Source organism: Nonomuraea rhizosphaerae, assembly GCF_019396405.1.
Lineage (GTDB): Bacteria > Actinomycetota > Actinomycetes > Streptosporangiales > Streptosporangiaceae > Nonomuraea > Nonomuraea rhizosphaerae.
In genome coordinates, this window is the sequence record NZ_JAHKRL010000034.1 from 1 (window position 1) to 10,786 (window position 10,786).

A 10,786-nucleotide genomic window follows, 5' to 3' on the forward strand; every position below is an offset into this window, starting at 1 on the left:
GGGCGCGCCCCCCCGCCGGCGTCCCGGAGCCGTCGGCTCGACCCGGACCTGGTCGTCCCGGATCGGGGTGCCCTGGGCCATGTTGCCCTGAGCCATGTTGCCCTGAGCCATGTTGCCCTGAGCCATGTTGCCCTGAGCCATGTTGCCCTGAGCCATGCCGCCTTGGAGCAGATCGCCGTGGATCGGGTTGCCCTGGGCGACGTCCCGCAGCCAGGCGGCGGCCTGCGCGGCGGTGCAGCGGCGGGCGGGGTCCTTCACCAGCATGGCGGCCAGGACGGGGGCGAGCGGCCCCGCCCGGCGGGCGGGCGCGGGTTCGTGGAGCAGGACGGCGGCCATCACCGCGGCCGCGTTCATGCCGGAGAAGGCCGGACCGCCCTCCACCACCGTGTGCAGGGTGGCCCCGAGCGACCACAGGTCGGCCGCGGGACCGTCGGACTCGCCACGTAATCGCTCGGGCGCGATGTAGCCGGGCGAGCCGCTGAGCAGGCCGGTCTGGGTCAGCGCCACGTCGCCGGCGAGCGTCGCGATCCCGAAGTCGGTGAGCAGGACCCGCCCGTCCCCGGTGAGCAGCACGTTGCCCGGTTTGACGTCGCGGTGCAGGACGCCCATGGAGTGCGCGGCCGTCAGGGCGTCGAGCACGTGCTGTCCCACCCAGGCGGTCCGGCCGGGCGGCAGCGGCCCGTCCTGGCGGACGATCTGGTCGAGGGAGCGGCCGTTGATCAGCTCCATCACGATCCAGGGCCGCCCGCCGTCCATGACGACGTCGAGGACGGTGACGATCGACGGATGGGAGCGCAGCCGCGCCGCGGCCCGGGCCTCGCGCAGGGTCCGCTCGGTCAGCTCCGTACGGGCGGCCTGGTCCAGCTCGGGCGGCAGGCGCACCTCCTTGACGGCCACCTCCTGGTGGAGCAGCTCGTCGGCGGCCCGCCAGACGGTGCCCATGCCGCCCTGCCCCAGAGGGGACAGCAGCCGGTAGCGGCCGGCGACGACGCTCACAGCGACCCGCTCCCGCGTACGCCGGGGTCCCGCGGTCTGGGGACCGCGTTCTGCCCGGGGCCGGCCGGGGCGCCGTTGATGGTCTTTCGTACGCAGTCGCGGTAGATCGCCTCGTCGTCCATCACAGCGGGCATTCTCGCGTACGGGAGAACGCGCTTTCAGGCGATCGTGACCTTCGCGGCCGCCGGGGTCAGGGCCGGGCGGCGCCGAGGTCGACCGGCAGGGAGAGCGGCCCGATCGTGAAGTACGAGGGTGAGTACGGGATGTCGCCGGGGGCGATCCTCAGGCTCAGGCCGGGGAAGCGCCGGTACAGGGACGCCAGCGCCAGCCGGCTCTCCAGCCGGGCCAGCGGCGCCCCGATGCAGTACCGGGGGCCGTGGCCGAAGCCGAGGTGGCCGATCTGCTCGCGGGTGAGGTCGAAGTCGTACGCGCTCGGCCCGAACCGCGCCGGGTCGAGGCCGCTGGCCCGGAAGACCACGCTCACCGCGTTGCCCTTGGGGATGTCCACCCCGGCGACGGTCACGTCCTGCGCCGTGAAGCGGAAGGTGACCACCAGCACCGAGTGGCGGTGGCGCAGCGTCTCCTCCACCACGTCGGCCCACCGGTCCCCGGCCTTGGCGAGGCCGAGCTGGGCGGGGTCGCGGGACAGCGCGACGATGGCGTGCCCGAGCAGGTGGACGGTGGTCTCGTGACCGGCGACGAGCATGACCCACAGCACGCCCACCAGCTCGTCGGTGGTCAGCTTGTCGCCCTCGTCGCGGGCCTGGACCAGGCCGGTGGTGAGGTCGTCGCCCGGCTCGCGCCGCTTGAGCTCGACCAGCGCGTGCAGGTAGGACTGCAGGTTCTTCTGCGTGGCGAACGCCTCCTGCGGCGAGGTGGTGTGCGCCATCAGCGTGGCGGTCCAGTTCCGCAGCCGCAGCCGGTCCTCCGGCGGTACGCCGAACAGCTCGCAGATCACCCACATCGGCAGCGCCTCGGTGAAGGCGGGCACCAGGTCGACGCCGTCACCGGTCGCCGCCACGTCGTCCAGCAGGCCGTCGATGATCTGCTGGACGCGCGGCTCCATGGCCTGCACGCGGGCCGGGGTGAACGCCCGGCCGATCAGCCCGCGCAGCCGCCGGTGGTCGTCGCCGTCCATGGCGGCCAGGTGGCCGCCCTGGATGATGGCGCGCATCGGCCAGTCCTCGGCGATCGTCCCGTCGTACAGGGCGGGCCAGTTCTGGGGGTCCCTCAGGAAGGTCTTGTCGTCCCCGGCGAGGATCTGCCGCGCGGCCTCGTACGTCAGCGCCAGATGGACGGGCACGTCCCCCGAGAAGTTCACCTCGACCACCGGGGCGATCTCCCGCAACCGGAGGCAGGTGCGGAGCGGGTCCTCGTCCGCGACGGGGAAGGAGGGGAGGTCGACGGTCATGGGACGCCCTTCGGTGGAGGTCGGTAATCGGAACCTATTCACCCGCGCTCACCGGGGCGATCCGCGAGGCGACGACTCATGTCCGTTGAGCGCACCGTCGAACCTGACAGTCGGCGACGAGGGCTGGGAACTACAGGCGCGGCGTTGCGACGGGAGACCTGCCCTCATCGCGGCGGCCGGCATCCGGGCCGGACCTCGTCGCCGACTCTCAGCTCGCCGAGGTTCCTGGGCACCAGGCGGATGCCGAACCAGGTCTTCCCGTCCCAGCGGCGGTGCTTGGCCAGGGTTCTCAGGGGTTCCTTGCCGCGCTCCTGGGTGGCCGGGTCCCAGAGGGTGGTGGCGCAGCGGTCGCACAGCTCCGAGACGTGGAAGTCGATCTCGCCGATGCGGACCGACGTCCAGGTGTCCTCCACGAAGGGCTGTGCGCCCTCGATGACGGCGTTGGGCCGGAAGCGGGTCATGTCGAGGGGGTCCGGCGGGTGCTCCTGGCGTTCCATGGCGCCCTCGGCGATCCAGTCGTCCAGGCGCCGGAGCGAACTCCTGGAGACGAGCAGGAGAGGCGCCTCCCAGACGAAGTCGATGATCTCGCCGTGCTCCTCGGTGAGGGTACGGCGGCCGGGGTCGTCCAGCCAGACCAGGCGGGCGGGCCTGCTGAGCAGCCGGGTGAACCATTCATGGGCGTCGGGGTGGGCGAGCACGGCCCGGTCGAGGGTGGAGACGCCCACCGGGACCATGGCGCCGGTGGCCGGGGGGACGCTGAGGTCGTCCATGCCCTTGGCCGACAGGTGCAGGCCGCCTTCGGGGGTCTCCGTGGCCGAGACCGAGAGGAAGCGCGGGTGCTCGCCCACCCAGATCACCTCTCCCAGCGGATCGACCACGGCCCAGCGGCGGTCGCCTTCCAGGCCCCAGGGGAGGATGCGGGCGGACGGGCGGAGGATGCCCTGAGTGGACTTGATGGGGTAGGTGCGGATCTCCGCTAACTCCATGGGGCAAGCGTAGGAGAAAGCGCTCTCCGGGGATATGGGAGCGTGCCCACGACTGCCCGGAAGGACGCACCCCGGGGTCTGTGGCCCGGCAGGCGCGTGGCCGCCGGATCAGGATCGGCGGGGTTCGCCGAGGATCTGCTCCGCGAGTTGCCGCGCCGCCGCGGCGGGATGCGTGCCGGGCCGGGTGGCCCCGACGGCCAGGGTGCCGTCGATCAGCAGCAGGAGTTGATCGGCGGCGTACGCCGGTCGCGGGTGGCCGAGCCGGCGCAGCTCCGCCTCCAGGAGGTCGTGCACGCGCTCACGGTACCGCCGGGTGACGGCGTGCCCCGGATGCTCCGGGTCGGTCAGGGCCAGCTCGGCGGCGAGATACCGGCAGCCGCGGAAGTCCGGCTCCTCGATGATCTCGCCGAGCCAGTCGAAGACGGCCAGCAGGCGACGGCGCGGGTCGTCACCGGCCGCCCGCATGGTCTGCTCGTACGCGGCCTCGTCCTCGGCGGCGGTCAGCCGGAGGACCTCGGTGACCAGCCCGTCCTTGCCCCCGAAATGCTCATAGAGCGAACGCCGGGCCACGTTCGCCGCCTTCAGCAGCGCGTCGACGCCCACCCCCATGCCCTGCCGGTAGGTCAGCTCCTTGGCGGCCTCCAGCAGGCGTTCCCGGGGGCCTGGCGCGGTGCGTGTGGTCACGGCGTCCAGTCTACTTGACGAGTAGATCGACCGGTCTATATGGTCGATAGACCGAACGGTCTATCTACAAAGAGGTCCGACATGCCGACTCGTACGACGGCCGACACCGTCGACCGCTTCAACCGCGTCTTCACCGACCATGACGCCGAAGGGCTCGCCGGCCTGATCGCGGCGGACTGCGTGATGGAGGCCATCCAGCCGGCTCCCGACGGCGCCCGCACCGAGGGACGTGATGCCTGCCTGGCGTTCTGGCGGGCCCTCGCCGCCGACCGCGCCACCCGGTTCGAGCCGGAGGAGGTCACCGTCTCCGGCGAGCGGGCCACGATCCGCTGGCGCTACCGCTTCGGCGAGGGCCCTTCCGGCTCGGTACGCGGCGTGACGCTCCTGCGGGTGAGCGACGGGCTGATCGTCGAAGCCCTCGGGTACGTCAAGACCGGGGGCGTCCCGCTGGCCGCCGACACCGGCACCGATGGCGTCGAGCGGACCACCCGAGAGGTCCTTGACCGGTACAACGACGCTTTCCGCCTGCACGACCCCGGGCTTCTGGCCGACCTGATCGCGGACGACTGCGTCATCGAGGACTCGGGCCCGGCCCCGGACGGAGTGCGCCGTGAGGGCGGCCCGGCGTGCCTGGCGCGGTGGTCCGAGCTGGCGGGCGACCGCGCGCTCCGCTTCACGCCGGAGACGGCGGAGATCCGCGGGGACCTCGCGGTCCAGCCGTGGCTGCTGCAGTGGGGCGACGGCGAGCGGGACCGTCTGCGTGGCGTGAACCTCATCCGGATCCGCGCCGGCCGGATCGTCGAGGCACGCGGCTACGTGAAGGCCTGACGAGGACGAGGGGGGCTGGGACGAGGGCGGGCCGAGGTCGCGGGGCGGCCTGGTTCAGAGGCCGAGGTCGCGGCCGATGAGCTCCTTCATGATCTCGTTGGAGCCCGCCCAGATCTTGGTCACGCGGGCGTCCGTCCAGGCGCGGGCAACCCGGTACTCGCTCATGTAGCCGTACCCGCCGTGGAGCTGCACGCAGGCGTCGAGCACGTCGTTCTGCACCTGCGCCGACCACCACTTGGCCTTCGCGGCGTCCGCCGCGCTGAGCGCCCGCGCGACGTGCAGGCGGACGCAGTGGTCGACGTACGCCTGCGCCACCTCGATCCGGGTGACCAGCTCGGCGAGCAGGAACTTGTTGTGCTGGAACGACCCGATCGGCTGCCCGAACGCCGTCCGGTGGCGGGCGTAACCGAGCGTCTCGGTGAGGATCTGGGCCGCGTGGGCGATGTTGGAGACCGCCGCGCCGAGGCGTTCGCGCGGCAGGTGCTCCATCATGTGGACGAAGCCGCGGCCGACCTCGCCGACGACGTTCGCGGCCGGCACCCGCACGTCGGTGAAGGACAGCTCGGCGGTGTCGGCCTCGGGCTGGCCGATCTTGTCCAGTTTGCGGCCGCGCCGGAAACCGGGTGTGCCGGCCTCGACGGCGAACAGCGTGATCCCTTTGGCGCCGCGCCGCGCGTCGGTGCTCGCCGCCACCAGGACAAGATCGGCGCTGTGGCCGTTGGTGATGAAGGTCTTCGCGCCGTCGATGATCCAGTCCGAGCCGTCGCGTCGCGCGGTCGTCCTGATCGCGGCCAGGTCGGAGCCGCCGCCGGGCTCGGTCATGGCGATGGCGGTGATCAGCTCGCCGGAGCAGAAGCGGGGCAGCCACTCGGCCCGCCGCTCGGCGGTGGCGAGGTCCACCAGGTACGGGGCGATCACGTCGAAGTGGATGCTGAAGCAGGACGCGACGGCCATGCTCACCTTCGCCAGCTCCTCGCAGGCGACCGCGTTGAACCGGTAGTCGCCCGCCGCGCCGCCGCCGAACTCCTCGGGCACCTCCAGGCCGAGGACGCCCTGCTCACCGGCCGCGCGCCAGGCGGCCCGGTCGATGCGCCGCTCGGCGGCGAACCGCTCGTGGTGGGGCAGCAGCTCGCGCGAGGCGAACGCGGCCACGGCGTCTCTGAACAGGTCGTGGTCGTCGTCGAACAACAGTCGGTCCACAGGCGGCCTTCCGGGAGCGGAGCGCGGGAGCGGGAAGTTCAGGAGTCGCGTTCGGCGCCCACCAGCACGTAACACATCAGCGCGGGCCGATCGCCGCGGTTGTGCCAGGCGTGGCGGGTGCCCCGCTGGACCACGCAGGCGCCGGGGGTCAGCTTGACCTCCTTGCCGTCGTCCAGCTCCAGGTACAGCTCGCCCTCCAGGCAGATCCCGTAGTCGACGGTGTCGGTGGTGTGCATGCCGGGGGCGTCGGGCTCGAACACGTCCATCAGCCCGGGCAGCTTCCCGGCCGCCTCGGCGGCCAGCTCGCCGGGGTCGCCGAGCTGCTCGGGAGCGGCGGAGGCCGGCGCCCAGCGCAGGAACAGGATGCGGGTGCCGCCGGTGCCGGGGAAGAACGGGAAGGTCACCGGCTGCTGCGGCTTGGTGCCGACCGTGGCGTGGCCGTCCTCGGTGCCCCACATCAGGAAGAAGTCCGAGCCGGGGATGGCCGCGACGGAGATCGGCTCGGCGGGCTGGTCGGTGACGAACACCGAGGTCCCGTCGGGTTCGCGGCCGGTGACGATGAGACGGGGCTGGATGGGCATGATCGCTCACTCCTCCGGGGAGACGTCGTGCTGGTGCTGAAGGCGTAGCTGTCGTTTGGAGAACTTCCCGGTCGCCGTCTTGGGGATCTCGGTGATGAAGATCACCTGCTCGGGGATCCACCAGCGGGCGACGTGCGAGGTCAGGTGCTCGCGCACGTCCTCGGAGGTGAGGCCGGCGCCGGGTTTGGGGACCACGTACGCGACGGGACGCTCGCCCCAGCGGGGGTGCGCCACGCCGATCACCGCGGCCTCGGCGACCCGGGGATCGGCCATGATGGCGACCTCCAGCTCGACCGAGGAGATCCATTCGCCGCCGGACTTCACCAGGTCCTTCGTCCGGTCCACGATGCGCACGTAGCCGTGGGCGTCGATGGTGGCCACGTCCCCGGTCCTGAGCCAGCCGTCGCCGGTGAACGCCGGGCCCGGTAGCTCCTCGCCGGCGTAGCGGGCGGCGATGGTCGGGCCGGACGCCTGCAGCTCGCCCGGCGTGACGCCGTCCCACGGGATCTCCGCGCCGTCGTCGCCGGCCAGCCGCAGCTCGGTGAGCGGGATCGCGGGGCCGGGGGAGCCGATGACCGCGCGCCGCGCGTCCGGGTCCAGGTCGTCGTGCACGGTGGCCGGCCGCGACACCGTCACCACCGGGCTGGTCTCCGTCATCCCCCAGGCGTTGGTCAGCGGGATGCCGACGGCCCGCTCGTACGAGCGGGACAGCGCGTCGTCGACCGCGCCGCCCCCGCAGATGATCATCCGCAGGGCGGACAGGTCGTGGCCGGCCAGCAGCGGCTCCAGGCCGCGCCACACCGTGGCGACCGCGCCGGTGAAGGTGACCCGGTGCCGCTCCAGCTGCGAGACCAGCTCCTCGGGCCGCGTCGCCGGGCCGGGCAGGATGAGGTCCGCGCCGCACAGCATCGCGGCGTACGGCAGCCCCCAGGCGTTGACGTGGAACATCGGCACCACCGGCATCACCACGTCACGCTCGCCGATCCCGAACGTGTCGGTCATGAGCAGCAGCAGGGCGTGCAGGACCATCGACCGGTGGCTGTACAGGACGCCCTTCGGGTTGCCGGTGGTGCCGGAGGTGTAGCAGAGCGCCGCGGCGGTGTTCTCGTCGGCGATGGCGAACTCCCCGCCGAACGGCGTGACCTCGGCGAGCAGCGTCTCGTAGTCCAGGATCCGGGGATCGTCGGGCAATGGCGCGTCGGCGCCGTCGTCCATGACCACCACGTGCCGCGGGCTCGTGAAGGACTCGGCCAGCGGCCACACGGCGGGCAGCAGCGACCGGTCGACGAAGAGCACGTCGTCGGCGGCGTCGTCGACGATGTAGCGGATCTGCTCGTGGAAGAGCCGATGGTTGATCGTGTGCAGGACCCGGCCGGAGCACGGAACCGCGAGGTACAGCTCGACGTGCCGCTGGCTGTTCCAGCCGAACGTGCCGACCCGGGCGCCGCCGGGGACGCCGAGCCGGTCCAGCACGGCCGCCAGCCGCCGCGTGCGCGCGCAGACGCCGGCCCACGTGGCGGTGCTCTCGCCGCCGACGCGGCCCGTCACCACTCTCTTGTGCCCGAAGTACCGCTCCACCCGGCGCAGGACGAGGGGGAGGGCCAGGGCGTGCTCCTGCATCAAGCCGTACATCTCGTCGACAGCCCTCCCGGAGCCCGGCCGCATCGCTTACTGAGCGCATAGTCAGTAACAAGGGCGGTACTTGTCAAGGGCGGGGCGGCGGCAGAAGCCCTAAGCGCTGGTCGGGCGCCGGCCGCGGACGGCGGCGGTCATGTGGACGGCCAGGTCGGCGTAGAAGGCGCCGAGCGAGGCCGGGGTGTCCGTGCCGCCCAGCCGGTACCACCGGACCAGGTCCACCCCCAGCGACAGGATCGACCGCGCCAGCCGGCTGACATCGTCGGGATCGGCCGTCGCGCCGTCGACTACGCCGCTCACCGCGTCCCGGAAGATGGTGTTGAACTGCGCGCGCAGGCCGAGGATCTCCTCGTAGTGCTCGGCCGACAGCGGCGTCAGCTCGTACTGGCACACCCGCGCGGTCGTGTGGTGCTCGGCGTGCCACTCCACGAACACCGCGACCACCCGGCGCAGGTGGCCCTCCGGATCGCCGCCGGTGGGCAGCGCCGCCCGCAGGGCCTCCAGGGCCCGGCGGTGACCGCTGCGCACGATCTCGAACAGCACCTCCTCCTTGGTGGAGAAGTGCACGTACAGGGCGCCGGGGGTCAGCCCGACCTTGCCCGTGATGTCGCGCGTCGTCGTCGCCTGGAACCCCTTCTCGGCGAAGCAGAGGACGGCGGAGCCCAGCAGAGCCTTGGTCACGTCCGCGAGGTCCTCGTCCCAGAGCGCCGTGGACGGCTCGTCCAGCCAGACGAGCGGGGGCTTGCCACCCCGCCGTGGACCGCGACGCTTCGCGACCATCCCCGATCCTCCCTGTGCCCGCCTCGACCCCGTGCCGACCTCGACGCGCTGACATTACCGTCCCGCCGCGACGGCGGCACGACGCGGCCCGCCCCGCGAGAGGTGAGCCTTGACAGTCGCATGCTCCTCGGTGACTATGCGCTTATTAACTCGGACCGGCAACCACGGACCACCCGGTAACCACCAGAAATTCAGCGCGAGCGCCAGCGACCTCGAACAGGTCGGTCTGAGTACGCGCCCTTCGCCGCCCGCGGCCCGGCCGCGCGAGCCATCACCCCCACCACGTCGAAGGGTCGAAGGAGAGCCATGTTCCGCATCAGATCCCTCGCCGCCGGCACACTCGGACTCACCCTGCTGATGACGGCCTGCGGCGGCCAGAACGCCGCGCCGTCGTCCGGCGGCGCCTCCTCGGCGTCGCTGTCGGGAAAGACGATCGCCCTGGTCGGCTACGGGAACGGCAACCCGTGGGGCGCCTACTTCAACAAGGTCTTCACCGAACGGCTGGCACCCACCGGGGTGAAGATCGGCGACATGACGACGATGGACCCGGGCACCCAGGTCCAGAAGTTCAACCAGGCCGTGGCCCAGCGGCCGGACCTGCTCGTGGTCTCGATCCTCGACACCACGGCGATGGCGGTGCCCATCAAGAAGGCCGGGACCGCCGGCATCCCGGTGCTCGTCTTCGACGGCCCGCCCGACCCGTCGGTGGCGGACGCGGTGATGTCGGTGCTCTCGGACAACGAGAAGCTCGGCGAGTACGCCGCCCAGAACATCATCGAGGGCCTGAAGGCCCAGGGCCGCGACTCCGGCGACATCGTCGTCCTGACCGGGACCAAGTCCATGCTCGTCACCCAGCACCGCATGAAGGGCTTCAGGAAGGTCCTGGCGAGCGCCCCGCAGTACAAGATCATCGACGAGCAGGACGCCAACTGGGACCCCCAGCTCTCCGGCACCATCGCCCAGCAGCTCCTGGCCAAGCACGGCAAGGACGGGGTGCAGGCCGCGTACGGCATGGCCGACTACATGGCCCTGCCGATCATCCAGGCGGCCAAGCAGGCCGGCTTCACGATCGGCGGCAAGGACGGACTGATCGTCACCAGCAGCAACTGCTTCAAGGCCGGCATCGACTCCATCAAGGCGGGCGAACTGTACGGCACGGCCACCGAGGACCCGGGCACCATCGCCGAGCAGACCGCCGACTACGTCGTCCGGTACCTGACCGGCAAGAACCCGCCGCGCAGCGAGACCGTCCAGGAGGAACGGGTCACCGCCGCGAACGTGAGCCGGTTCGCCGAGCAGTGCAGCCACGCATGAGCCCGTCCGTGACCGGCGAGCCCCTGCTCCGCGTGGAGGGGCTGGCCCACGCCTTCAACGGCGTCCCCGCGGTCAGGGAGGTCTCCTTCACCGTGGGCGCCGGTGAGATCCACGGCCTGTGCGGTCACAACGGCGCGGGCAAGAGCACGGTGGTGAAGATGCTGTCCGGGCAGCTCGCGCCCGACCGCGGCCGCATCGTGATCGGCGGCGAGGCGGTCGAGCTGCGCAGCCGCCGGGCCGCCCAGCGTGCGGGCGTGGCGCTCGTGGACCAGGAGCTGAGCGTCGTACCGGCGCTGACCGTGCTGGACAACATGCTGCTCGGGGACATCGACGTGCCGTTCGTCAACCGCCGGCGGAAGGCGGCGGGGCGC

Annotated in this window: 12 protein-coding genes; 3 read left to right on the plus strand and 9 right to left on the minus strand. The window is 72.0% G+C overall.

The annotated features are described in order from the left end of the window. From KME77_RS01580 to KME77_RS01600, 5 genes are all read right to left on the minus strand, one after another. Nucleotides 1–996 (minus strand): serine/threonine-protein kinase (locus tag KME77_RS01580; protein WP_219460786.1); only part of this gene is annotated, 996 nt, incomplete at its 3' end. Further along, on the minus strand, nucleotides 993–1,130 hold the full coding sequence (locus tag KME77_RS01585) for a hypothetical protein (RefSeq protein ID WP_219460788.1): 138 nt from the start codon (nucleotides 1,128–1,130) through the stop codon (nucleotides 993–995). The genes KME77_RS01585 and KME77_RS01580, both read right to left, overlap by 4 nt. Nucleotides 1,131–1,186: 56 nt before the next feature. Next, a complete protein-coding gene (locus KME77_RS01590) occupies nucleotides 1,187–2,407 on the minus strand; it encodes a cytochrome P450 family protein (RefSeq protein WP_219460791.1) in 1,221 nt (406 codons plus the stop codon). A gap of 164 nt (nucleotides 2,408–2,571) precedes the next feature. Continuing rightward, nucleotides 2,572–3,393, minus strand: coding sequence for an MOSC domain-containing protein (locus KME77_RS01595; protein ID WP_219460795.1), 822 nt, complete (start codon nucleotides 3,391–3,393; stop codon nucleotides 2,572–2,574). A 108-nt stretch (nucleotides 3,394–3,501) separates the two neighbouring features. Further along, nucleotides 3,502–4,077, minus strand: coding sequence for a TetR/AcrR family transcriptional regulator (locus tag KME77_RS01600; protein WP_308250495.1), 576 nt, complete (start codon nucleotides 4,075–4,077; stop codon nucleotides 3,502–3,504). 81 nt (nucleotides 4,078–4,158) lie between these two features. Here KME77_RS01600 and KME77_RS01605 point away from each other — a divergent pair, with 81 nt between their 5' ends. Continuing rightward, nucleotides 4,159–4,905: a nuclear transport factor 2 family protein gene (locus KME77_RS01605; RefSeq protein ID WP_219460799.1), complete on the plus strand. Its 747-nt coding sequence runs from the start codon at nucleotides 4,159–4,161 to the stop codon at nucleotides 4,903–4,905. Between the two features lie 54 nt (nucleotides 4,906–4,959). Here the strand turns inward: KME77_RS01605 and KME77_RS01610 are convergent, their stop codons facing one another. The 4 genes from KME77_RS01610 to KME77_RS01625 all read right to left on the minus strand — a co-directional run bounded on the left by KME77_RS01610 (nucleotide 4,960) and on the right by KME77_RS01625 (nucleotide 9,101). Further along, nucleotides 4,960–6,105, minus strand: a complete 1,146-nt coding sequence (locus KME77_RS01610; protein ID WP_219460802.1) for an acyl-CoA dehydrogenase family protein — start codon at nucleotides 6,103–6,105, stop codon at nucleotides 4,960–4,962. Between the two features lie 38 nt (nucleotides 6,106–6,143). Continuing rightward, nucleotides 6,144–6,686, minus strand: coding sequence for a cupin domain-containing protein (locus tag KME77_RS01615; protein ID WP_219460807.1), 543 nt, complete (start codon nucleotides 6,684–6,686; stop codon nucleotides 6,144–6,146). A 6-nt stretch (nucleotides 6,687–6,692) separates the two neighbouring features. Next, nucleotides 6,693–8,318 (minus strand): long-chain fatty acid--CoA ligase, encoded by a 1,626-nt coding sequence (locus KME77_RS01620; protein WP_219460810.1) that lies wholly within the window; start codon nucleotides 8,316–8,318, stop codon nucleotides 6,693–6,695. A gap of 99 nt (nucleotides 8,319–8,417) precedes the next feature. Continuing rightward, nucleotides 8,418–9,101, minus strand: coding sequence for a TetR/AcrR family transcriptional regulator (locus KME77_RS01625; protein ID WP_219460813.1), 684 nt, complete (start codon nucleotides 9,099–9,101; stop codon nucleotides 8,418–8,420). A gap of 306 nt (nucleotides 9,102–9,407) precedes the next feature. Here KME77_RS01625 and KME77_RS01630 point away from each other — a divergent pair, with 306 nt between their 5' ends. Further along, on the plus strand, nucleotides 9,408–10,415 hold the full coding sequence (locus KME77_RS01630) for a sugar ABC transporter substrate-binding protein (RefSeq protein ID WP_219460816.1): 1,008 nt from the start codon (nucleotides 9,408–9,410) through the stop codon (nucleotides 10,413–10,415). Continuing rightward, the coding region (locus KME77_RS01635) for an ATP-binding cassette domain-containing protein (RefSeq protein ID WP_219460818.1) at nucleotides 10,412–10,786 on the plus strand (375 nt) is incomplete at its 3' end. The genes KME77_RS01630 and KME77_RS01635, both read left to right, overlap by 4 nt.

What these genes read in the sequence shown, in the direction of transcription:
- KME77_RS01585 (WP_219460788.1), bottom strand. Translation starts at nt 1,130, where the DNA reads ATGCCCGCTGTGATGGACGACGAGGCGATCTACCGCGACTGCGTACGA.
- KME77_RS01590 (WP_219460791.1), bottom strand. Translation starts at nt 2,407, where the DNA reads ATGACCGTCGACCTCCCCTCCTTCCCCGTCGCGGACGAGGACCCGCTC.
- KME77_RS01595 (WP_219460795.1), bottom strand. Translation starts at nt 3,393, where the DNA reads ATGGAGTTAGCGGAGATCCGCACCTACCCCATCAAGTCCACTCAGGGC.
- KME77_RS01605 (WP_219460799.1), top strand. Translation starts at nt 4,159, where the DNA reads ATGCCGACTCGTACGACGGCCGACACCGTCGACCGCTTCAACCGCGTC.
- KME77_RS01615 (WP_219460807.1), bottom strand. Translation starts at nt 6,686, where the DNA reads ATGCCCATCCAGCCCCGTCTCATCGTCACCGGCCGCGAACCCGACGGG.
- KME77_RS01620 (WP_219460810.1), bottom strand. Translation starts at nt 8,318, where the DNA reads ATGTACGGCTTGATGCAGGAGCACGCCCTGGCCCTCCCCCTCGTCCTG.
- KME77_RS01625 (WP_219460813.1), bottom strand. Translation starts at nt 9,101, where the DNA reads ATGGTCGCGAAGCGTCGCGGTCCACGGCGGGGTGGCAAGCCCCCGCTC.
- KME77_RS01630 (WP_219460816.1), top strand. Translation starts at nt 9,408, where the DNA reads ATGTTCCGCATCAGATCCCTCGCCGCCGGCACACTCGGACTCACCCTG.